Origin of the sequence: Paractinoplanes toevensis, from assembly GCF_018332695.1 — a bacterium.
GTDB classification, from domain to species: Bacteria; Actinomycetota; Actinomycetes; order Mycobacteriales; family Micromonosporaceae; genus Actinoplanes; species Actinoplanes toevensis.
The window spans coordinates 28106-49080 of the sequence record NZ_BOQN01000002.1; the positions used below are offsets into that span (position 1 = coordinate 28106).

Annotated in this window: 21 protein-coding genes and 1 pseudogene; 4 read left to right on the forward strand and 18 right to left on the reverse strand. The window is 73.2% G+C overall.

Translation table 11 applies throughout. The annotated features are described in order from the left end of the window. Positions 1-4: 4 nt before the first annotated feature. Positions 5-1549: a sensor histidine kinase gene (locus Ato02nite_RS00810; protein ID WP_213004356.1), complete on the reverse strand. Its 1545-nt coding sequence runs from the start codon at positions 1547-1549 to the stop codon at positions 5-7. Between the two features lie 170 nt (positions 1550-1719). On the opposite strand from Ato02nite_RS00810, the gene Ato02nite_RS00815 reads away from it, so the two are divergent. Continuing rightward, positions 1720-2532 carry a SigB/SigF/SigG family RNA polymerase sigma factor gene (locus tag Ato02nite_RS00815; protein WP_213004357.1) on the forward strand — a complete coding sequence of 271 codons (813 nt, stop codon included), beginning with the start codon at positions 1720-1722 and terminating at the stop codon, positions 2530-2532. 13 nt (positions 2533-2545) lie between these two features. Here the strand turns inward: Ato02nite_RS00815 and Ato02nite_RS00820 are convergent, their stop codons facing one another. Continuing rightward, positions 2546-2956: an ATP-binding protein gene (locus Ato02nite_RS00820; RefSeq protein ID WP_213004358.1), complete on the reverse strand. Its 411-nt coding sequence runs from the start codon at positions 2954-2956 to the stop codon at positions 2546-2548. 168 nt (positions 2957-3124) lie between these two features. Between Ato02nite_RS00820 and Ato02nite_RS52925 the strand changes: the two are divergent. Further along, positions 3125-3724 (forward strand): annotated as a pseudogene (locus tag Ato02nite_RS52925) (aquaporin); the annotation flags it as partial. A gap of 14 nt (positions 3725-3738) precedes the next feature. On the opposite strand, the gene Ato02nite_RS00830 reads toward Ato02nite_RS52925, so the two are convergent. The 8 genes from Ato02nite_RS00830 to Ato02nite_RS00865 all read right to left on the reverse strand — a co-directional run bounded on the left by Ato02nite_RS00830 (position 3739) and on the right by Ato02nite_RS00865 (position 11599). Beyond that, positions 3739-3885 carry a hypothetical protein gene (locus Ato02nite_RS00830; RefSeq protein ID WP_213004359.1) on the reverse strand — a complete coding sequence of 49 codons (147 nt, stop codon included), beginning with the start codon at positions 3883-3885 and terminating at the stop codon, positions 3739-3741. Between the two features lie 46 nt (positions 3886-3931). Beyond that, the gene (locus Ato02nite_RS00835; protein WP_213004360.1) at positions 3932-6400 is read right to left on the reverse strand and encodes an ABC transporter permease; all 2469 of its coding nucleotides are present in this window, start codon (positions 6398-6400) and stop codon (positions 3932-3934) included. Continuing rightward, entirely contained in the window at positions 6397-7167 is a 771-nt protein-coding gene (locus Ato02nite_RS00840) for an ABC transporter ATP-binding protein (RefSeq protein WP_213004361.1), read from the reverse strand. The genes Ato02nite_RS00835 and Ato02nite_RS00840 overlap by 4 nt, the downstream gene beginning before the upstream one ends. Before the next feature lie 110 nt (positions 7168-7277). Further along, on the reverse strand, positions 7278-7928 hold the full coding sequence (locus Ato02nite_RS00845; protein WP_213004362.1) for a response regulator transcription factor: 651 nt from the start codon (positions 7926-7928) through the stop codon (positions 7278-7280). Continuing rightward, positions 7916-8998, reverse strand: a complete 1083-nt coding sequence (locus Ato02nite_RS00850; RefSeq protein ID WP_246605933.1) for a sensor histidine kinase — start codon at positions 8996-8998, stop codon at positions 7916-7918. Before Ato02nite_RS00850 ends, Ato02nite_RS00845 begins: the two co-directional genes overlap by 13 nt. A 42-nt stretch (positions 8999-9040) precedes the next feature. Continuing rightward, positions 9041-9829, reverse strand: coding sequence for a cyclase family protein (locus Ato02nite_RS00855; RefSeq protein WP_213004364.1), 789 nt, complete (start codon positions 9827-9829; stop codon positions 9041-9043). 16 nt (positions 9830-9845) lie between these two features. Beyond that, positions 9846-10502, reverse strand: coding sequence for a response regulator (locus tag Ato02nite_RS00860; protein WP_213004414.1), 657 nt, complete (start codon positions 10500-10502; stop codon positions 9846-9848). Next, a complete protein-coding gene (locus Ato02nite_RS00865; RefSeq protein WP_213004365.1) occupies positions 10499-11599 on the reverse strand; it encodes a sensor histidine kinase in 1101 nt (366 codons plus the stop codon). The genes Ato02nite_RS00860 and Ato02nite_RS00865 overlap by 4 nt, the downstream gene beginning before the upstream one ends. Positions 11600-11705: 106 nt before the next feature. Here Ato02nite_RS00865 and Ato02nite_RS00870 point away from each other — a divergent pair, with 106 nt between their 5' ends. Further along, positions 11706-12392, forward strand: a complete 687-nt coding sequence (locus Ato02nite_RS00870) for a hypothetical protein (RefSeq protein ID WP_213004366.1) — start codon at positions 11706-11708, stop codon at positions 12390-12392. Here the strand turns inward: Ato02nite_RS00870 and Ato02nite_RS00875 are convergent. Genes Ato02nite_RS00875 through Ato02nite_RS00905 form a run of 7 tightly spaced genes read right to left on the reverse strand, consistent with a single transcriptional unit; the run spans position 12349 to position 19398 of the window. Then, a complete protein-coding gene (locus Ato02nite_RS00875; RefSeq protein ID WP_213004367.1) occupies positions 12349-14490 on the reverse strand; it encodes a hypothetical protein in 2142 nt (713 codons plus the stop codon). The two genes, Ato02nite_RS00870 and Ato02nite_RS00875, sit on opposite strands and share 44 nt — an antisense overlap. Then, entirely contained in the window at positions 14487-14816 is a 330-nt protein-coding gene (locus Ato02nite_RS00880) for a PadR family transcriptional regulator (protein ID WP_213004368.1), read from the reverse strand. The genes Ato02nite_RS00875 and Ato02nite_RS00880 overlap by 4 nt, the downstream gene beginning before the upstream one ends. 32 nt (positions 14817-14848) lie before the next feature. Then, a complete protein-coding gene (locus Ato02nite_RS00885) occupies positions 14849-15613 on the reverse strand; it encodes an alpha/beta fold hydrolase (RefSeq protein WP_246605935.1) in 765 nt (254 codons plus the stop codon). Continuing rightward, positions 15610-16617, reverse strand: coding sequence for an ABC transporter substrate-binding protein (locus Ato02nite_RS00890; RefSeq protein WP_213004369.1), 1008 nt, complete (start codon positions 16615-16617; stop codon positions 15610-15612). The genes Ato02nite_RS00885 and Ato02nite_RS00890 overlap by 4 nt, the downstream gene beginning before the upstream one ends. Next, entirely contained in the window at positions 16614-17411 is a 798-nt protein-coding gene (locus tag Ato02nite_RS00895) for an ABC transporter ATP-binding protein (protein WP_213004370.1), read from the reverse strand. Before Ato02nite_RS00895 ends, Ato02nite_RS00890 begins: the two co-directional genes overlap by 4 nt. After that, the gene (locus Ato02nite_RS00900) at positions 17408-18442 is read right to left on the reverse strand and encodes a FecCD family ABC transporter permease (RefSeq protein ID WP_213004371.1); all 1035 of its coding nucleotides are present in this window, start codon (positions 18440-18442) and stop codon (positions 17408-17410) included. Before Ato02nite_RS00900 ends, Ato02nite_RS00895 begins: the two co-directional genes overlap by 4 nt. Further along, on the reverse strand, positions 18439-19398 hold the full coding sequence (locus Ato02nite_RS00905; RefSeq protein ID WP_213004416.1) for a FecCD family ABC transporter permease: 960 nt from the start codon (positions 19396-19398) through the stop codon (positions 18439-18441). Before Ato02nite_RS00905 ends, Ato02nite_RS00900 begins: the two co-directional genes overlap by 4 nt. 119 nt (positions 19399-19517) lie before the next feature. Here Ato02nite_RS00905 and Ato02nite_RS00910 point away from each other — a divergent pair, with 119 nt between their 5' ends. Beyond that, on the forward strand, positions 19518-20447 hold the full coding sequence (locus Ato02nite_RS00910; protein WP_213004372.1) for an AraC family transcriptional regulator: 930 nt from the start codon (positions 19518-19520) through the stop codon (positions 20445-20447). On the opposite strand, the gene Ato02nite_RS00915 is transcribed toward Ato02nite_RS00910, so the two are convergent. Continuing rightward, entirely contained in the window at positions 20410-20970 is a 561-nt protein-coding gene (locus Ato02nite_RS00915) for a hypothetical protein (RefSeq protein ID WP_213004373.1), read from the reverse strand. The two genes, Ato02nite_RS00910 and Ato02nite_RS00915, sit on opposite strands and share 38 nt — an antisense overlap. Positions 20971-20975 lie beyond the last annotated feature (5 nt).

Sequence of the window (20975 nt, forward strand, 5' to 3'; positions counted from 1 at the left end):
TGATCTAGGCGACGTGCGGCAGGGTGAACCAGAACGACGCGCCCTCCTCGACGTCGAGATCGAGCCAGATCCGCCCACCGTGATATTCGACGATCTTCTTGACGATCGCCAGGCCGATGCCGGTTCCCTCGTACGCGTCGCGGGGGTGCAGTCGCTGGAAGATCACGAACACCTTCTCGGCGAACTCCGGCTCGATGCCGATGCCGTTGTCGCGGACGTTGATCGCCCATTCCTCGTCGTCGCGGCGCGCGGTGACCCGCACCTCCGGCGGCACACCGGTGCGGTGGAACTTCAGCGAGTTACCGATCAGGTTGACGAACAGGGTGGTGAGCAGTGGCTCCTCACCCTCCACCTCGGGCAGCTGATCCCAGATGATGCGCGCGCCGCCGGACCGGTGTTCCAGCTGGGAGGTGACCTCGGTCAGCACCCGGTGGAGCTCGACGCGCTTGAAGCCGGTGGTGATCCGGCCGATCCGGGAGAACGCCAGCAGATCCTTGATCAGCCGCTGCATCCGCTCGGCGCCGTCGACGGCGAACTGGATGTACTGGTCGGCGCGCTCGTCGAGCTGACCGGCGTACCGGCGCTGCAGCAGCTGGCAGAAGCTGGCCACCTTGCGCAGCGGTTCCTGCAGGTCGTGCGACGCCACATAGGCGAACTGCTCGAGGTCACGGTTGGACCGGGTGAGCTCGTCCGCCTTCTCCGCCAGTTTCTCGTGCGCGGCTTCGGCCTGGGCGCGGGCCGCGCGCACCTCGGCGAGCTCGGCCGCGATCCGGCGGCGCATGCCGTCGACGTCGGCGGCCAGGCTGCGCAGCTCGGGCGAGCCCGAGCTGGTGATCTGCCGGTGGTAGTCGCCGGCGGCCACCTCGCGGACCTGCTCGGCGAGGGCGGTCACCGGCCGGGACACCAGGCGGTCGAGCAGGAGCAGCATCAGCGCGCCGACGATCAGCACGATGCCGGCGGCCCCGCCGAGCAGGCCGACCAGGACGGATCCGGTTCGCCGGGCCGCCGCGGCGGCATCGTTGCGGAGCACCAGGATGTCGGCCTGGAGCTGATCGACCGCGGTCCGGACCGCATCGAACCGGGCGGTGCCGGTCGCCTCGTCGATCTGCAGACCACCCGTTTCGCCGGCCGCGATGATCGGATCGGCGATGTCGGTCCGCCATCGGTCCGCCGATTGCCGGACGCGCTGCAGATCGGCGGTGATGGCTTTCCGGCCGTGCGAGGCGTTGAGCGTCTCGATCCGGGTAAGCAGTTGTTGCTCGGCGGCGACGCCCTGCTGGTAAGGCTCGAGGTTCTTGGCCGACCGGCTGAGAACGTATCCCCGGATGCCGGTCTCCTGGTCGAGGTAGGCCGAATAGAGCTCCTGCCCGGCGACCCGCATCGGACCGGTCTTGTCGAGGATCGTGTCGAGATGCTCGTTGCTGGCCGCGGCCGTGGTCGCGGCCGAGACACCGATGCCGGCCATGACGGCCCCGGCTATCGCGAACAGGACCACGACGCGTCGGCGCAGCGTCCAGGTGCGCAGATCGACCAGTTTCACCGGGCACATTGTCCACAGGCGGTTGCGGTGTGGCAAATAACTGGACGCATCCTCCTAACGGCCAGCTTCTTCCACCCGATCGGACGAGTTTATGCAGGCTGGGATTGCGGAAATGAGGACCCCGCAGAAAGACCGCGTACCCTTCGGGGTCACCGAGCAGCCTGAAAGCAGGGAACTTCATGACTGAGGCCGCCGTCGCCACCCGCACCACCGACAGCACGCCGGAGACGTCGTCGGCCAGCACCGACCGGGCCGGCGAGCTGATCAATGCGCTGGCGGCTCTGCCTCAGGGCCACCCGTCCCGGCCGCAGATGCGGGACCAGGCGATCGAGGCGTGGATGCCCCTGGCCCGGCACCTCGCGAACCGGTACTCGGGCCGTGGCGAGCCCGTCGACGACCTGTTCCAGGTCGCCCTCGTCGGCCTCATCAAGTCCGTCGACCGGTTCGACGCCGACCGTGGCATCGAGTTCGCCGGCTTCGCCATCCCCACCATCGTCGGTGAGCTGAAGCGGCACTTCCGCGACCGCACCTGGTCCATCCGGGTGCCGCGGCGCCTGCAGGAACTCCGGCTCGCCATCACGGCCGCCAACAACACCCTGACCAACACGCTGGGCCGCTCGGCCACCGTCGCCGACATCGCCGCGCACCTCGGCATCACCGAGGAAGAAGTCCTCGAAGGCCTGGAAGGTGCCCGCGCCTACAACTCGACCAGCCTCTCCACGCCGGCCAACGACGAGGGCAGCCTGACCCTCGGCGACACGCTCGGCGGCGAGGACGCCGAGTTCGAGATCGCCGAACTGCGGGTGGCGCTCGGCCCGGCCATGGCCCGGCTCGACGAGCGCGAGCAGCAGATCATCAGCCTGCGCTTCTACGGGAACATGACCCAGTCCGAGATCGCCGACCGGATCGGCATCTCCCAGATGCATGTCTCCCGCCTGCTGACCAAGGCGCTCGGCAAGCTCCGCAAGCAGATGGACGACTTCGCGGCCTGACCGCGGTCGGGAATCAGCCTGCGCTGACTGCCGACAGTCGCGCCCAGACGACCTTGCCGTCGCGGCACATCCGCACGCCCCACTGTGCCGCGACGGCTTCGATCAGATGCAGGCCCCGCCCGCCGAGACGGTTGGCGTCGGGCGGTTCGAGGCGCGGGGCGGTGGTGCTGCCGTCACCGACCTCGACCAGAACGGTGCCGTCATCGAGGCTGACCACCAGCTCGCCGTCGGAGTGGGTGTGCTTGCTGACGTTCTGGACCAGTTCGCTGATCACGAGCAGGGTGTCGTCGATCCACTCGGTGTCGGCGGCGGCCCGGGCTGAGTCGCGCAGGGCGTCCCGGGCGGTGTGCCGCAGCGGCTGGGCGGGGTCGCCGTTGCGGAATCGGCGCCGGACGACCTCCCTGGCACCGCCGACCTCCCCCATACCCGGGAGAATGCCCGACCTCACGATACGTAAACGGTGATCCAGGGACCATCAGCCCTGATCTTGGCCGGCGCCGGCGCCAAGACTGAAGACATGGTTCTGGTCACCGCACGGCCCGTCGAGATCGCGAGGGCCCATCCGCTCCGGCCGGAGCGCGTGGACATCGCCATGGCGGCGGGCGAGTTCGGCCTGACGACGGCGTTCTTCTTCACCGTCTTCGCCCTGGTGCGCTGGGGGCTGGGCACCACCGGCGCTTGCGCCTCCCGCACCGAGCTGTGGTTGCGCTGCGCCGTCGTGTCGATGCTGGTCGGCCTGGTCATCGTGGGTTTCGTCGTGTCCCGGCCGGGCCGCTGGACGGGCGCCCACATGAACCCGGCGATCACCCTCGCGCTGTTCGTGCGCGGGCACACCCCCGGCCGCCGGGTCCTGCCCTACCTGGTCGCCCAGGTCGCCGGCTCGATCGCCGCGGCGGCCGCGGCCCGCCTGGTCTGGGGCCCCGCGATGGCGGCCGACCCGACCCGCTGGGCGGTCGTCCAACCCGATCTCGGCCTCGGCGGGCGCGTCGCGGTGGTCGCGCTCGCCGAGGCCGCCGTTCTCGCCGTGATCGTCGGGGTGATGTGCTGGGTCCAGGACCACCGTCCGGCGTGGCCGCTGCCGTGGATCGTGGGCCTGATGTTCGGCCTGCAGGGCGTCGCCCTCGGCACGTTCACCGGCGGCTCGGCCAACCCGTCCCGCCAGCTGGGCCCGGCCCTGCTCTCCGGCCAGACCCACCTGCTGGCGACCTACTTCCTCGCCCCGATCGCCGGCGGCGTCCTGGCCGCCTGGGCCATCCGCACCGCCTCGGCCCGGCCCACCTCGGCCCGGCCCGCCTCGGCCCGGCCCGCCTCCGCCCGGCCCGCCTCCGCCCGGCCCACCTCCGCCCGGCCCACCTCCGCCCAGCCTGCCTCGGCCGGCGGGGAGATCAGCGGCCGTCGCTCACTCCTTGATGCCGATGTGCTCCACCGGGGGCACCCGCAGCAACCGGGCGATCGGCAGGATCGTCGTGGCCAGGGCCAGCACCGTGGTGCCGCCCAGGACGGCCACCAGGCCCAGCGGCGGCACATAGGGCACCAGGTTTCCGGTCAGCGCCCGCACCACGCTGCTCAGGGTGAGCGCGGCGATCGCTCCACCGAGCACCACGGCCGTGCCGAGCAGCCCGATCTGCTCCGCGTTGACCATGCGCCGAACCTGACGCCGGGTCACGCCGGTCAGCCGCAACAGGGCCAGCTCGCGGCGGCGGGCCAGGGCCGCCATGACCATCGTGTTGGCGGCGGCGACCACCGTGTAGCCGACCATCACCGCGATCAGCATGCGGTTCAGCCAGGCGCTCAGGGCCAGGTCGCGGGCGAGGCCGCCGGTCAGCGTGGCGGTGTCGACGAGCGTGCTGCCGGGGTGCGCGGCGGCGACCTCGCGCAGTCCGGCGTCGGCGGAGGCCGAGGCGCTGATCAGGATCTCGTCGTCCAGGTTGGTGGCAGTGTGCCCGACGACCGTCGCCAGCGGCAGGATCACGTCACCGAAGCCGAGGCCACGCTGGTAGATCGCCACCACCAGCGGGTGGATCGCGGTGCCGTCGCCGAGCCGCATCTCCACCTTCTCGCCCAGGTCCCAGCGGAACATCGACGCCTGGGTGCGGGAGATCGCGACCGTGCCGTCCCGCAGGGCGGCGAGACTGCCCGACTTCACCGACAGGTCGACCGTGGACGCGAGACCGGCCGGATCGACGGCCCGCGCGGCCACCGACTCGCCGTCGCCCATCAGCGCGGCGAGCACCGTCGTGTGCCGGATCGGCGTCGCCGCCCGCACGCCCGGGACCGCCCGGAGCGCGGCCACCGCCGAGTCGGACAGGCCCGCCGGGGCGACCAGGGCTCGCGAAGCGAGCAGGCCGGAGTGGTTCTCCGCGACCGCTTGGCGCTCGATGTTGTTCTGCAGGAACCACACCGAGCCGCCGAAGCCGACCGCGAGCACGAGCGACGTCAGCACAGTGGCGGTGCCGCGGGCGTTCGCCCGCAGATTCGCCGCCGCCAGGTAGCCGCTGGTGCCGAAGACCGCGCGCAGCGGCGTGGCGAGCAGCCGGGCCGCGGACCGGTTGATCCACGGCGCCAGCAGCGAGACGGCCAGCACGAACAGGTAGAGCATGCCGAGCGCGGCGCCCATCGCGGTTTGCCCGGTCGCGGCAACCGCGGCCAGCGCCGCCGACCCGGCCGCGGCCAGGGCGATCAGGCCACCGATGAACCGGGCCTTCCCACCGCCGGCCGGTTCGGCCGCGGCCTCGCCCAGTGCCTCGGCCGGTTTGATGCGGCTGATGCGGCGGGCGGCCAGCAGGCCGGCGAGCACCGCGGAGACCAGGACAATCAGGAAGGCGGCCGGACCGGCCAGCGCGCCCGGCACCATCGGGAAGCCGGCGGGCAGGAAGCCGCGGCCGGTGAGCTCGGCGGTCAGCCAGTGGGCGGCGGCGAGACCACCGGGCACGCCGAGCACGCCGGCGATCACGCTGATCAGGGCCGACTCCGCCACGATCATGCGGCGCACCTGACCGGGCGTGGCGGCCACGGCCCGCACCAGGGCCAGGTCGCGGCGGCGATGCCGCACCGAGAGCCCGACGGTGGCGGCGACCACGAAGATGACCAGCAGCACGACATAGCCGCCGAACGACGCGCCGACCTGGATGAGCAACACGGCGGCGGCGCGGTCGGTCGACTGCTCGGCCAGGCCGCTGTCGTCGCGGGTGAGGACCCGCGCCTCCCCGGCCAGCCCCGCGATGCGGTTGCGCAGGTCATCGAGGTCGGCGCCGGGAGCGGCAATCACGCCGATGGCGCTGACCTCGCCCCGATGCGGCGCGAGAGCGGCTGCCTGCGCGTCGGTGAAGAAGACCGCGTCGCCGCTCACCGAGCCACTCACCGTGTACGACCGGAGGACGCCGCCGACCACCAGGTCGACCCGCGAACCGAGCCGGACCCCGCCGAGAGCGACCTCATCGTCCCGATCCGGCGCGGCGCCCGCCTCCAGGACGGCGGGAGTCAGGGCCGCACTCCCCCATCCGCGCCCGGACAGCGGCACGCCGGCGGTGGAGACGACCGGGATGTTCTCGTCGGTGCCCACCACCGAGACGCCGGGCAGATCGCGAATGCGGCCGGCCAGCGCGGCCGGCACCGTCCCGCCCTCGGGCAGCGCGACCGTGCTCCGGTAGATCTCGCCGTCGAACTCCTTGCCGGTGAACGTGGTGTCGGTGCGGGCCACGACCAGATCGGCGGCGGCATAGCGGACGGGCTCCGGGTGATAGCGCAGCCCGGACTCGACGAGCACGCCCATCGCGGTCAGGATCAGCGCGCCGAGGGCGAGCGCGAGCAGGGTGGCGACGGACGAGCCGGGGCGGTGGCGCAGCATGCGCGCGGCGAGCGAGGTCATCGGACGGCCCCCTCACCGGTCACGGCGCGGCGGTGGCCCAGGGCGGCCAGATGCTCGGCGATGCGGTCGGCGCCGGGCTGCGGCATGTCGTGCACGATCCGCCCGTCGGCCAGCACGATCACGCGGTCGGCGTAGGAGGCGGCGACCGGGTCGTGGGTGACCATCACGACGGTCTGCCCGTGCTCGTCGACCACCGCGCGCAGCAGGGCGAGGACATCGGCGGCGGTGTTGGTGTCGAGCGCGCCGGTCGGCTCGTCGCAGAAGATGACCTCGGGCCGGGAGGCCAGGGCCCGCGCGATGGCGACCCGCTGCTGCTGACCGCCGGAGAGTGCGGAGGGCCGGTGCCGTAGGCGGTCGGAGAGCCCGACCCGCTCGATCACCTGGGACAGCCAGGCGCGGTCGGGACGGGTGCCGGACAGGCGCAGCGGCAGCAGGATGTTCTCCTCGACGGTGAGCGCGCCGATCAGGTTGAAGGCCTGGAAGACGAAGCCGATCCGGCCCCGGCGCAGCTCGGTCAGCTTGGTCTCGGAGAGCCGGGACAGCTCGGTGCCGCCGATCCAGACGCTGCCCGAGGTGGGCCGGTCGAGCCCGGCCGCGGCCTGCAGCAGGGTGCTCTTGCCGGACCCGGAGGGGCCCATCACCGCGGTGAAGGTGCCCCGGGTGAAGACCGCGTCGACTCCGGCGAGGGCCCGGACGGGCTCCCCGTCGGCCGGATAGATGCGGGTGAGCCCCTCGACCCGAACCGCGGGCTCATGGTGGACCATCATGCGCTTGCCTCTCCGTGTGCTGACCGCTTTCGATGTGCGCACGGAGAAGTCTTCTCGGGAAGGGCGGGCCCGAAAATGAAGCCAGCTGCCCAATCGAGGTACAGCAGGCGCTACCTGGCCGCCTCCAGAAAGCGCAGGACGGCGGCGACCCGACGGTCCACCTGGTCGTCCGGCGTGAGGCCGAGCTTGGCGAAGATCTGCCGGACATGCTTGTGCACGGCGCTGTCGGACAGGACCAGCTTCGAAGCGATCGCGGTGTTGCCGAGGCCCTCGGCCATCAGCGCGAGCACCTCGGTCTCCCGCGGGCTGAGCCGGTCGAGTCCGCTGTCCGGGCGAGCGCGGACGAGCAGCTGGCCGATCACCTCGGGATCGACGGCCGTGCCACCGGCGAACACCCGGTGCAGCGCGTCCAGGAACGACGAGACCCGGCCCACCCGCTCCTTGAGCAGATAACCCAGCCGGGCGCTGCCACCGGCCAGCAGGTCGGTGGCGAACGCCTGCTCGACGTACGCGGAAAGCACCAGCACGGCCAGCTCGGGCTGCCGCCGCCGGGCCTCGACGGCGGCCACGATTCCCTCGTCGGTGTGCGTGGGCGGCATCCGCACGTCGACGATCGCGACGTCCGGCTTGTGCTCGTCGACCGCGGCCAGGAACGTGCCGGGCGAATCGGCGGTGGCGACCACGTCGAGACCCTCGGCGCGCAGCAGCAACGCGAGACCCTCCCGCAGCAGCGGGTCGTCCTCGGCGATCACGATCCGCACGGCAGCTCCACGTCCATCGTCGTCGGCCCACCGGCCGGGCTGGTCATCGCGAAACGGCCATCGTAGGCCGCGACCCGGCGGCGGATTCCGGCCAGTCCCGAGCCGCTGCTCTCGTCGGCGCCACCGCGTCCGTCGTCGGTGACCCGCAGGCGCAGCCGGTCACCGTCCCGGCGGGCGGTGACGGCGACCGAGCCGGCGCCGCTGTGCTTGACCACGTTGGTCAGCGCCTCGGCCACCACGAAGTAGGCGGTCGCCTCGACCGAGGCCGCACACCGGCCGGGCAGGTCCACCTCGAGCGCGCACGGCACCGAGCACGCGCCGGCCAGCCCGGCGAGCGCTCCGGCCAGGCCCCGGTCGTCGAGAACCGGCGGCAGGATGCTCCGGACGACCGCGCGCAGCTCGGCCAGGGCCTGCTCGGTGGCGTCCTGCGCACGGTTCAGGATGTCGGCGACGGCGGCCGGGTTGCGCTCCTGGGCCCGGCGGGCCGCCCCGATCAGCACGTTGAGCGCGACCAGGCGGTTCTGCGTGCCGTCGTGCAGCGAACGCTCGATGCGGCGCAACTCGGTGGCGTGCGCGTCGAGCGCGGCGGCGCGGGTCGCGGTCAACTCGGCCACCCGTAGCGACAGGTCGGCGTCCGCGGCCGGGGCGAGCAGCCGTCGCCCGGGAAACGCCTGCAACTCGGCGATGCCGGGCAGAAGAGCAAAGGCAGCGACCGCGAAGAGTACGCCGATCAGAAACACCCCGAACGCGTCGGCGAGCCCGTCGATCCCCCACGTGACGAACCCGGGCCCACCCATCGACGGGTCGAGCAGCCGGTACCAGAGCGGGAACGTGCAGTACTGCACGGCGTACACCGGAAGCGACAGCCCGACCAGCCCGACCACCAGCCCGGCCGTGGCGTGCAGCGCCGCCCAGCCCAGCTCCCGCCGGTCGCCGGGCACCGGCGGCAGGTCGACGATCCCCAGCCGCGACCGCTCCCGACCGGCCGCCGCCCGAAGGACCCGGCGGGTGAACGGCGCGAGCAGCAGGGCGGCCAGGGCCAGCCCGGAGGTGCCGAGGCCGCCCAGCACGCACCGAAACGCGCGCCACCGCGAGACGAGATAGGCGCGCAACTACAGAGCCATTACGCGGGCCTGGCCGCCGGAGCCGCCCTCGTACGGGATGAGGCCGACGACGATGGTGGCGCCGTGCCGCGGGAGGCGGTCGAGGTTGGCCAGGTTTTCCAAGCCGTAGCGGTCGGCGCCGAGCAGGGCCAGGTGGGTGTCGAAGGTTTCCGACGGGCCGTGGTCGATGCTGAGGGTGTCGACGCCGAGGCTGCGGATCCGGCGTTTGCGCAGCAGCCATTCGCAGGCGTCCACGCCGAAGCCGGGGAAGTGCAGGGTGCCGGCCGCGTCGACGCCGCGGTAGGCGGGTGCGTTGCCGATCTTCGCGCCCCAGCCGGAGTACATCAGAACGGCGGCGTCGTCCGGGATGCGGCCGTGCCGGCGCTCGTGGGCCCGGATGTCGTCGACCGTGACGACCGTGTCGGCGTCGCGGGCGGCCCGGGCGGCGATGTCGATGACGACGGCCGGCACGATCAGCTCGGACGGCCGCAGCTCGACCGATGTGCGGCCGCCCTTGGCGAAGTGGCAGGGCGCGTCGACGTGCGTGCCGATGTGCTCGATGAGTCGCCATTCCTGCATGTAGTAGCCGTCGTCCTCGATGGTGGCGACGGTGCGGCGGGTCGGTTCCTCGCCGGGTGAGAACGGCGGGATCGTCGTGGTGAGCGGATGGGTGAGGTCGAGCGGCCCGCGCCGGCCGCTCGCCTGGGCGGGGGCGGGAAGCGCGACGGCGGTGGCTACGCCGGCGGCGCCGAAGAGCGCGGCGCGGCGGGTGACGGTGGCGCTGTGGTTGATACACATTGGCTCATCCTGCCTGTCAGATCCCGGCGTCGTGGACCAGAAGTGCGAGCTGCACCCGGTTGTCCAGGTCGAGTTTGGTCAGTAGGCGCGACACGTGTGCCTTGACGGTCGGCACGCCCATGCCGAGCTCGGCGCCGATCTGCCCGTTCGACAGCCCGCGGGCGACGGCCGACGCCACCTCACGTTCGCGGCCGGTCGCGCGGTCGAGCAGGGCGGCCGCGCTGGTCCGGCGATCGTGCGCGACCGGGTCGGCCACCTGCTCGATGAGCCGGCGGGTCACCGCGGGGCTGAGGATCGGCTCGCCGGCCGCGACCCGGCGGACGGCGTCGAGCAGTTCCCGTGGCGGGGCGTCCTTGAGGAGAAAACCGCTGGCGCCGGCGCGCAGCGCCCGAAGGACGTACGCGTCGGCATGGAAGGTCGTCAGCATGACGACGTACGGACATCGCGCCCGCGCGGACAGCCGTTCCATCGCCGCCAGCCCGTCGACCCGGGGCATCCGCACGTCGAGCAGCACCACGTCCGGATGGTGGGCGTCGACCAGGCCGGGCACGTCGGCCCCGTCCGCCCCCTCGGCCACGATCTCCAGATCGGTGGCGCCGGCGAACAGCAGCCGCAGGCCACTGCGCACGAGCGGATCGTCGTCGACGACGGCCACCCGGACCGGCCGGGTCACGCCAGCCACGGCAGCAGCACCTCGAGGCGGAACCACCCGTCCACGGTGTCCCGCACCAGCCGGCCACCGGCCAGCTCGACCCGTTCGGCGACACCGACGAGTCCGAGCCCGCTGCCCGGCACCGACCCGGACCGGACCGAGAACGGGTTGCTGACCGAGATCCGCAGCCCCTCCCCCGGCCCGCCGTCGAGCACCAGCCGCACCGGGCGGCCGGGGGCGTGCTTGCGCGCGTTGGTCAGCGCCTCCTGCACCACCCGGTAGGCGACCCGGCCGGCGGCCCCCGGCGGCGCGGTGGCGAGGCGGTCGTCGAAATCCACCTCGCTGCCGCAGCGATGGGCGTCGGCCACCAGATCGCGCACCTCGGCCAGGCCGGGCTGGGGCGGCTCCGGCTCGTCGCGCAGCACCCCGATGACCGAGCGCAGCTCGTCGAGGGCCTCGTGCGCGCCGGTCTGCACCACCCCCGCCGCGAGATGCACCTCGGCCGGCAGGGCCGGGTGCAGTTCCAGCGCACCGGCCTGCAGGCTGATCATCGACAGGCGGTGGGCCAGCACGTCGTGCATCTCGCGGGCGATCCGGTCCCGCTCGTCGCGCCGGGCCCCGGCGATCCGGGCCGCCTGCTCGGCCTCGGCCCGGTCGGCGCGCTCACCGAGGTGGTCGATCAGCGCCTGCCGCTCCCGCGCGTAGAGCCCCCAGCCCACCGCGGCCGACACCAGCACACCGCGCACGACGAGATCGGTCCACAGCGAATGCCGCGGGTCCGGCTGCATCAGCAGGTAGACCGGGATGGTCGCCAGATAACCCAGGGCAAAACCGAGAGCAACCAGAAACGTACGGCGTAGAGCCAGCCCGAAGACAGCGCCCAGGACCGCCCCGCTGGCCATGACCGAAACGGCACTGAGGGGTACGACCACCGCCGCCAACCCCAACGGCCACCGCCGCCGCAGCACCAGCCCGAAGCAGGCGAGCACGCCGACCGCGACGTCCGCCTGCCACGGCACCAGCCCCGGCACCTCCCCGGTCGGGTCCCCGACGACGACCAGAAGCGCGCCGAGGCCAAGCGCGCCGCCGACCGCGACGACGTCCCGGACACCGTTCACGAGCTCAGGCTAACCGGAGCGACCGGCGCGCGGCCCCTACCAAAGTAGGGGGTGCCGGTGACCTTCCGCCGACGACAGGACATCGCCCACCGCCCACCCTGTCCGCATGACATCCACCGAGACCCCGGCCCAGCGCTCACTGCTCTCCCGACGCACCACCCTGTTGGCCGCCGCGACCGTCCTGGTCGGAGCCGCGGCGGCCGGGCTGACCGCCCGCTCGGACACCGGCTTCCGCGACGTCCTGGAGCCCGTCCAGATCGCGATGTCGGTCCTGGTCCCGTTCTTCGGCGTGCTCGCCGTAACCGGCCTGCACGGCCCCCCGGCGCCTCGGCCGGACGCGGATCGGCGGCTCACACCGCGACTGGTCACCGCCGTGGGGCTCGCGGCCGGCTTCGCGCTGTCCGGTGTGCTGCTGGCCGCGGTGGCGACCGGGCTGGCCGGCGGCGGGTGGCCGCCCGCCTCGCGGACCGCCGCCTTGCTGGTGGGAGCCGTGCTCGTCCAGGTCATCGCGCAGTTGGTCGGCACCGGGTGCGGGCTGCTGCTGCGGCGTCCCGGCGTCGCCATGGCCGCGACCATCGTCGTGCCGATGGGCGTGACCGGCCTGCTGGGCGCGATCGACTCCGGCGGCGGCCTGGTGCGATGGTTCACCCCCTACGGCAACGCCCAGGCGCTGCTCGCGGGTGAGCCGACCGCGGCGCTAGGCGTGGTCGTGCTGCTGTGGTGCGTCACTCCCAACGTGGTCGGGGCGGTCAGCCGGGCACGGCCTCACCGGGCCGTACCGGATCGGGCCTGACCGGATCGGGGGCCGGCCACGGGCCGGGCCGGTGACCCCGGCCCGGCAACCCGTCCAGGCGTGCCGCCACCAGCGCCGCGACCGCTGCCATCAACAGCGCCGCACCCGGGACGATGGACAGACCGTCGGCCGGATAGCCGCGTCCTTCGGTCGCGAACAGCAGGTTGGGCACGATCTGCCCGAGGAACAGCGCGGCCACCAGGAGCAGCACGGTCCCGGGCAGCGCGGCGAGCACGAGCAGGGTCCACACGGCCGCGGTGCGGCCACGTCGCCGTTCCCGGTGCCGGCGCAGCAGCGCGACGACCAGGACCGCCAGCGGCAGCCCGGCCAGCGCCCCGAAGGACGCGTTACCGGTGTCCTCGGAGTCCACCGACACCGGCGCCAAGCCGGCCGCGACAACCACCGCCACCGGCAGCACGACCAGCGCGACCGCTGCCCAGGTCGGAACCCGGCGCCGACTGAGCGCCATCGCCGGAATCGCCGCGAGCAGCACCCCGAGGACCGCCAGCCCGGTCGTGGTGAGCGTCAGCCCGGCCGGCAGAAACGGGTGGTTGACGCCCGGCGTGCCCTGCGTCAGCAGCAGGGGGGCGCAGGCCGCCGCCACCACCCCAGCCGCCGCGACCCGGCGGCGAGCAACCCGGGCAACCGCCCCGGCGCCAATCCCGGACCCGCCCGTCCCCGGGACCGCGCCGAACCCAGACCCGCCCATCCCGGGTGCGGCGCCCGACTGCGTGCCGGCGAGAGGGCCCCGGGCGACCAGCCAGGCCACGAGGACGACCAGGCCGCCGATGAGCAGTGCCAGCCGCAGGCCGCCCGCGCCGGCCGCGCCGGCCCGGACGAGCACGCCGTTCGCGACGACCAGCGCCGCGGCCAGCACGAGCGCGGCGGCGAGGGCACGCCGCCGGGCGGCGGTGGCGATCAGCATGGCCAGCGCCGCGAGGAGGATCGCGCCCCAGCGCAGCTCCGCCACCCACAGATAGATCTCGCCGTCGCCGCCCGGCATCGGCGCGGTCGCGGAAACGCCCGGCATGGCCGGGCTGAGGATCGTCAGCGTGTAGGCCCAGCCGATCACGGCAAGCGCGACGCACGAGGCCCCGACCCCGACCACGACGGGCATCCGGCGCGCCAAATCCGGTCCCACCCCCGTCTCGGCCCCGGCGACCCCAGCGGCCCCAGCCCCGGCGGCCCCAGCCGCAGCAAAGTCGAACGCCGGGCCGGGCAGCGGGCGCAGGGCGGCGATCCCGAATGCCAGCGCCAGCACCCCGAACGCGGTCAGCGTGATGGCCCACGGCCCCAGGTAGTAGAAGGCACGGCCGCTCAGCCCGTCCTCGATCACCGTGTATTCCGGCGTGGGCGACCCGGCCAGCAGCGATGCCGCGGCAGCGCGCAGCCCACCGGACAGACCGTCCCGGCTGGACAGCACCATCGGCAGCGTGGCGGCCATCGCGCCGGCGGCGCTGATCAGGGGCACGGCGAGCAGAGCCCGGCGCCGGCCCCGGACCACGGCGACGCCGAGCGCCGCCATGGCGGGCACCCAGACCAGCAGCCCGATCGACAGGCTGAGGAGGTAGAAGGGGTCCTGGTCGACGAGGGCCGGGATCAGCATGGCCGAGGCGATCAGCGGCGGGGCGAACGCGGCCGAGGTGGCCGTACCCAGACGCCCGGCCGGTTCGAGCGGCATCCGGCGGCCGAGCCACCACCCGGCGAGCAGGCACCACGCCCCGGTGACGAGCCCTTCGGCCAGGGCGGGCAGCCAGGTCATCGCGTACGGCTCGAATCCGAAGGCCGAGAACAGCAGAGAGGTCAGCGAACCGGCGAGCTGTCCCGCCGCGAGCGTCAGCAGAGCGGCGAGGACGAGTGCCGCGGCCGGCGCGAGCGGCCCGGTGGTCTCGGCCCAGCCGCGCGGCGCACCGGTGCGGTCCCGCAGCGGCGGCGAGGTGAGCAGGCTCAGCGCGTAGCCGAGGCCGCGCCGCCGGCCGCCGGGCTCGGCCTCGATCGCGGCCAGTTCGGCGTGCCACTCGCGGGCCATCTCGTCGCGGATCTCGGCCGGCCAGCGCCGCGCCGCCGCGTCGAGGCACCAGCGGGCGAGGGCGCTCATGCGGTCCTCGGTTTCGGGGCCGTGCCGTACGCCCGGTCGAGCTGCTGCCGCAGCGCGGCGATCTCGGTGCGCGCCGAGATGAGCCCGTCGGGGGTGAGCCGGTAATACCGGCGGGGCGGGCGGCCGGCGGCCACCGGGTCGAGCTCTTCCCACACCGCCTCGACCCAGCCGGCGTCCTGCAACCGCAGCAGGATCGGGTAGAGCGTGCCGCTGGGATGGCCGGTGGCCCGCATCAGGTCGAGACCGTAGCGGTCGGCGGTGGGGTCGGCGAGGAAGGCGGCGAGCACTTTGGACACAGCCGCGGTGACCCGCACGGGCGTCGTCATGCGGCCACCCTAGCCGACCCTCGCTCGGTTTTCTACATAGGGTCCAGGCAGCGGATAATCTCGTCGGCAACCAGCTGGGGATCGGTGAACATGATGTTGTGCCCGGCCCCGGCGGCGACGACCAGGCGCCCGCCGGAAAGAGTGTGGGCCGCAGAGCCCGCCGAGATGATGGTGACGGGAAGATCGCCGAGATCCGGCGGATCGGCGCGCAGCGACGCCAGGCCGGGCAGGAATTGGCGGACCTCGGCGGAGAGGGCCCGCGCCGCGCGCCGGCCGAAGTTCTCGTCGCGGAACCGGGCGTAGCGGTCGGCCGGCAGGGCCCGGCCGATGCGGGCCGCGGCCCGATAAACCCCGACCGCGGCGAGCGTACGGGTGAGCGGCCCGGCAACCGCCATCCGCCGTCGCGTGGCCGCGGTGAAGAAGTCGTCGTCGTGCTCGTCGGAGGGGTCGACGAGGACCAGAGCCCGCACGTCGGCGATCCGGCGCGAGGCCACCAGCCGCACGATCGGCCCGCCCCAGCTGTGCCCGACCAGCACGACCGGTCCGGGCACGGAGAGCAGCAGCGCACCGAGATCGTCGGCCAGCGCGGCCAGCGTGCGGGGCCGCGGGCCGTCGTCACTGGCCCCGATGCCGGCCCGGTCGTAGACCACGGTGCGGGCGTGCGCGGCGACGAGCGGAGTCACCAGACCCCAGCACACCGCCGACATGCCGAGCCCCGCCTCGAACACGACGGTGACGCCGCCCGCACCCGCGGTGCGCAGGTGCAGGCGGCGGCCGCCGAGGTCGATAAAACTCAACTGAGCTTCTTGGCGCTCTTCAGCTCACCGGCCAGCTCGTTGTAGATCTTCGCGTACGACTGGTACGAGTACGGCGCGGCCGCGTACCACGGGTAGACCTGGCCGGCCTTGACGGCGGGCAGGTTGGCCCAGGTCGGAACCTTCGCGAGGTCGGCCTTCGAGGCGTCGTAGGTGCGCGCGTCGACCAGGATGACGTCGGCGTCCTTGAAGTCGACCGCCTTCTCCCAGCTGAACTGCGCGAAGACCTCGTTCTTCGGGTTGGGCGGGCTGATCACGTCGAGGCCGGCGTTCTTCAGGGTGTTGCCCTCGGGCAGCTGCGCCGGGTCCGCGACGTAGAGGCTGTCGGTGCCGGGCGACATGATGGCGACCTTCAGGCCGGAGGTCTTGGCGGCCTCACCGACGGCGGTGAGGGCGGACTCGTAGTCGGTCTTCGCGGTGGTCAGCGCGGCACCCTTGGTGTCGGCGCCGAGCTTGCCGGCCAGGTCGACCATGGTCGAGATGGCCTCGTCGGTGGTCTTGTAGTTGCCGGGCACGGCGAGGCCGGGCGCGAGGCTGAGGATCTTCTCGGACTGGGCGGCCGGGACGTACCACAGCGCCTTGTTGTCGAACGTGTAGTCGACGAGCAGCTGCGGGTTCATCAGGGCGTACTTCTCGGTGTCGAACTCACCGTAGGTGCTGCCGACGACCGTGACCTTGCTCAGGTCGAGCGAGCCGGCCTGATAGCTGAGTTTGCCCGCGGCGTCCGGCTTGAGCTCGCCGTACGCTCCCTTGACCTGGAATCCGGCGTCCCACAACGCGGCCGCGACGCTGCTCTGCGCGACCACCGTGGTCGGCGTCTGGTCGAGCTTGATGTCCTTGCCGAGGGCGTCCTTGTATTCGAACGGCCCCGACGCGGTGGCGCTCGCGGCGGGCTCGGCGGAGTCGTCGCCGCCGCAGGCGGTGAGGGCGAGCGACACGGTCACCGCGAGGGCGGCGCCGGCCAGGCGGGTCAATCGGCTGTTCAAGAGGTTTCCTTTCCGGGGTGGTGCCGCGGAATGACCAGGGGCGTGTTCGACTCCGGGTCGGTGATGATGCGGCAGGGCAGTCCGAAGACCAGCTCGATGAGCTCGGGGGTGATGATCGTGGTGGGGTCGCCCTCCGCCACGATCGCGCCGTCCTTCATGGCCACCAGGTGGGTGGCGTAACGGGCGGCGAGGTTCAGGTCGTGCAGGACGGCCACCAGGGTGGAGCCCCGCTCGGCGCGCAGCCGGGCGCACAGGTCGAGCACCTCGATCTGGTGGGCGATGTCCAGGTAGGTGGTGGGCTCGTCGAGCAGCAGGATGCCGGTCTCCTGGGCGAGGGCCATCGCGAGCCAGACGCGTTGCCGCTGGCCGCCGGAGAGCTCGTCGAACGGCCGCGAGGCGAGGTCGGCGGTGCCGGTCATCTCCAGTGCCGCGGTAACCGCGGCCTGGTCGGCCGGTGACCACTGGCGCAGCAGCGACTGGTGCGGATAGCGCCCGCGGGCGACCAGGTCGGCGACGCTGATCGACTCGGGTGCGGTCTGGGACTGCGGAAGCAGCCCGAGCCGCCGCGCCACCTCCTTGGCGGGGTGGTCATGGATGGCCTTCCCGTCCAGCACGACCGCGCCGGTTTCCGGTTTGAGCAGGCGGGCGAGCCCGCGCAGCAGCGTCGACTTGCCGCAGCCGTTGGCGCCGACGATGGCGGTGAACGAGCCGTCCGGGACGACCAGGTCGAGGTCGTGCACGATGCGGGTGCCGTCGTAGCCGAGCGCGACGTTCTCCGCGCGTAACCGCGTCATGCGCGTCCTTTCCGCCATTCGCGGCCCAGCAGCCACGCGAGATAGGCACCGCCGACGATGCCGGTGAGCACGCCGACCGGCAGTTGCCGCGGCTGGAACGCCTCCCGGGCGGCCAGGTCGGCGACCAGCAGTAGGAGGGCGCCGGTCAGCCCGGAGGCGGTGAGGTTGGCGCCCTCGGTGCCGGTCAGCCGGCGGGCCACCTGCGGCGCGGTGAGCGCGATGAACTGGATCGGGCCGGCCACCGCGACGGCACCGGAGGCGAGCAGGACGCCGGCCGCGATCGCGAGCACCCGGGTGCGCCCGACCGGCAGGCCGAGGCTCATCGAGCGTTCGTCGGAGAACTCGCTGAGCGTGAGCGGCCGCCACAGCACCACGCAGGCCAGCAGGCCGATGCCAAGAATCCCGCCGATCAGCCGCACGTCCGACCAGTCGCCGCCGACCACGTTGCCGACCAGCCACACCGAGGCGCTCTGCGCGTCGTAGACCTGGGCCCGCACGATCAGCAGCGAGTTGAGCGAGTTGAGCATGGCGGCCGCGCCGATGCCGACCAGCACGAGCCGCAGCGGCGCCACCCCGTGCCGGGACGACAGCAGCAGGACCAGCAGCGCGGTCACCGCTCCCCCGGCCACCGCGCCGAACGACGTCGCGACCAGGCCGCCGTGCAGGACCAGCAGCACGACGAGCGCGCCGGTCGAGGCGCCGGTGGTGAAGCCGACGACGTCCGGACTGCCCAGCGGGTTGCGGGTGATCTGCTGGAAGATGGCGCCGGAGACGCCGAGCGCGACGCCGACGAGCACGGCCAGGACCGCCCGGGGCAGGCGCAGCTCGGCGACGATGAGCTTCTCGGCCGGGGTGCCGTTGCCCAGCACGGCCGCGATCACCCGCGGGATCGGGAACGAGTTGACCCCGGCGGAGAGCGAAACGACGACAACGGCGACAACGGCCACCAGCAGGAGTACGGATACCAGCACCGCGCGGCGCCGCACCCGGACCGACCACGGGCCGGCCTTCACCACCGGGACGGTGATCATGCCGCAACCAACGTACGGCGACGCACCAGCGCGATGAAGACGGGGGCGCCGAGGACGGCCGTCACGATGCCCGCCTGGATCTCCGCGCCGCCCGAGACGACCCGCCCGAGGGTGTCGCAGAAGACCAGGAAGCCGGCGGCCAGCAGCATCGACAGCGGCACCACCTTGCGCTGGTCGGCGCCGACCAGCCGGCGGGCGACGTGCGGCACGGTGAGGCCGACGAAGACGATCGGCCCGGCCACCGCGGTCGCGGCGCCGCACAGCAGGGTGATGGCCACCGCCACGGCGATCCGGGCCCGGCCGACGCCGAGGCCGAGCGCGTGCGCGCTGTCGTCGCCGAGCGAGAGCGCGTTGAGCGCCGGGGTCATGGCCAGCGCCAGCAGCACGCCGACGACGATCAGCGGCAGCGCGATGAGCAGCCGGTCGTAGCCGCGGTTGACCACCGACCCGACCACCCAGAACCGCATCTCGTCGAAGCTGGCCTGGTCCTTCATCGCCACCGCGTTGATGTAGGAGAACAGCACCGCGGTCAGGGCGGTTCCGGCCAGCGCGAGCCGGGCCGGGGTGGCGGCCTCCCGGGAACCACTGCCGAGCAGGTAGACCACCACCGACGCGACCGCGGCGCCGGCCAGGCCGAGCCCGGTCTGGGCGAAGCCGTCGGCGACGCCGAAGAAGGCGAACCCGGTGACCACCGCGGCGGCGGCACCCGCGTTCACCCCGAGCAGGCCGGGGTCGGCGAGCGGGTTGCGGGTGAGTGCCTGCATGAGGGCGCCGGCCGCGCCGAGGGCGAGACCGGCGACGAGCCCGATGACCGTGCGCTCGAGCCGCAGCCCGCGCACGATGTCGGCGTTGTCGCCGGTGGCGCCGGGCAGCAGGGCACGGATGACCTCGCCGGGTGAGATCGCCTGCCGGCCCACCATCAGGCTGAGGACCACGACCACGCCGAGCAGGGCCACCGTGACAACGAAGACTCCGAGTCTCCCGATGGTCCTGGGGCGCACGGAGGTAAGGTAAGGCTAACTTTGCACGCTGTCCAATCGCCGCGCGCATTTGATCAAGCGGTTAGCCTCGGGCGATGCACGGCGACACGATTCGGCAGACCTACACCCTGGTGCACTTCGGGGACGACTCCATCGCGTACGCCGGACGGCATCTGCACGAGGCCGAGATGACACTGCACACCCACAGCTTCGTCGAGATGGCGATCGTGGTCGGCGGCGCCGGCTCGCACCGCACCCAGGCCGGCCTCGACCCGCTGACCATCGGTGACGTGGTGTTGTTGCGGCCCGGCGTGTGGCACGGCTACGAGGAATGCACCGACCTGGTCGTGCACAACTGCTGCTTCTCGGCCGAGCTGCTGCACCGCGAGCTGGCCTGGACCCGCGAGGATCCGCTGCTCGGTCACCTGCTCTGGACCGGCCCGTACGCGGGTCAGCGCCGCGGCGTTCTCAGCACCCACCTGCCCGAGCCGGAGCTGGCCGCGTGTGTGGAACATCTCGACGCGATGAGCGGGCTCGCCGCCGAGTCGTTGCGGCTGCACCGCGGCGACATCATCGCCCGGCTGTCGCTGGCCCTCGGCCATGTGGCCCGCGCGGCACTCGGCGAGGCCGGGACGACCGGCGCGACCGCGGAGCGCGTGCATCCCTCGGTCGTCGAGGCCATGCGCCGGATGGAGGCCCGCCCGGCGCACCCGTGGACCCTCACCGAGCTGGCCACCGACCTGCACCTGGCCCCCGGTTACCTGGTGCGGCTGTTCAAGCTGGCCACCGGCCTGCCACCGATGGCGTTCCTGTCCCGGCACCGGGTCGAGCTGGCCGCGGAACAGCTGCTGCACAGCGACCGCCCGATCAACGCCATCGGTGAGTCGGTCGGCTGGCCCGATCCGAACTACTTCGCCCGCCGCTTCCGCTCCCACTTCGGCCTGAGCGCCTCGGCGTACCGCTCGAAGTTCGCCCGGCCGAAGGCGCTCAGGCCGGTGCGATCCAGTCCAGCAGCGGACCGGTGACCAGCCGGTGCCCCGGCGCGGCGGCCAGCCCGAGGGCGTCCACGAAGAGGAACAGCAGGGCCGCGGCGGCGAAGACCCAGCCGGTCGGGGGCCGCTCGGCGTACGGCGTCAGCCTGCGGGTGAGGAAGGCGACGGCGTACCCGATGGCCATCCCCGGCAGGATGAGCACCGCGCCCCGCGCGGCGATGCCCCACGCCTCGGCCGCGAAGCCGGGCCCGAGGTCGTACTGCGACCCGGCGGCGGCGTAGCCGGCCGGCAGCACCGCCGCGGTCGCCCCGATCAGCGCGAGGCCGCCGGCGGCCGCCGCGAGCGCGGCGACCGCCGGGCGGAGAAGTGTGCCGGCGATCGCCGCCCAGACCCCGGCGACCAGCGCGGCCGCGACCAGGGTCCGCCGCGCGTCGCCGGGCGGATCGATGAACTCACGGCTGCCGGCCGAGGAGATGAAGAGCCACAGCAGGGGTACGGCGGCGGCCGCCACGATGAACCAGATGAGCGCGGTTCGCGCGCGATGCGGCGTCGTCATCTGCC

Coding starts and splice junctions, on each gene's coding strand:
- Ato02nite_RS00910 (WP_213004372.1), top strand. CDS start 19,518: ATGCACGGCGACACGATTCGGCAGACCTACACCCTGGTGCACTTCGGG.
- Ato02nite_RS00815 (WP_213004357.1), top strand. CDS start 1,720: ATGACTGAGGCCGCCGTCGCCACCCGCACCACCGACAGCACGCCGGAG.
- Ato02nite_RS00915 (WP_213004373.1), bottom strand. CDS start 20,970: ATGACGACGCCGCATCGCGCGCGAACCGCGCTCATCTGGTTCATCGTG.
- Ato02nite_RS00840 (WP_213004361.1), bottom strand. CDS start 7,167: ATGATGGTCCACCATGAGCCCGCGGTTCGGGTCGAGGGGCTCACCCGC.
- Ato02nite_RS00820 (WP_213004358.1), bottom strand. CDS start 2,956: ATGGGGGAGGTCGGCGGTGCCAGGGAGGTCGTCCGGCGCCGATTCCGC.
- Ato02nite_RS00895 (WP_213004370.1), bottom strand. CDS start 17,411: ATGACGCGGTTACGCGCGGAGAACGTCGCGCTCGGCTACGACGGCACC.
- Ato02nite_RS00835 (WP_213004360.1), bottom strand. CDS start 6,400: ATGACCTCGCTCGCCGCGCGCATGCTGCGCCACCGCCCCGGCTCGTCC.
- Ato02nite_RS00880 (WP_213004368.1), bottom strand. CDS start 14,816: ATGACGACGCCCGTGCGGGTCACCGCGGCTGTGTCCAAAGTGCTCGCC.
- Ato02nite_RS00875 (WP_213004367.1), bottom strand. CDS start 14,490: ATGAGCGCCCTCGCCCGCTGGTGCCTCGACGCGGCGGCGCGGCGCTGG.
- Ato02nite_RS00870 (WP_213004366.1), top strand. CDS start 11,706: ATGACATCCACCGAGACCCCGGCCCAGCGCTCACTGCTCTCCCGACGC.
- Ato02nite_RS00900 (WP_213004371.1), bottom strand. CDS start 18,442: ATGATCACCGTCCCGGTGGTGAAGGCCGGCCCGTGGTCGGTCCGGGTG.
- Ato02nite_RS00855 (WP_213004364.1), bottom strand. CDS start 9,829: ATGTGTATCAACCACAGCGCCACCGTCACCCGCCGCGCCGCGCTCTTC.
- Ato02nite_RS00810 (WP_213004356.1), bottom strand. CDS start 1,549: ATGTGCCCGGTGAAACTGGTCGATCTGCGCACCTGGACGCTGCGCCGA.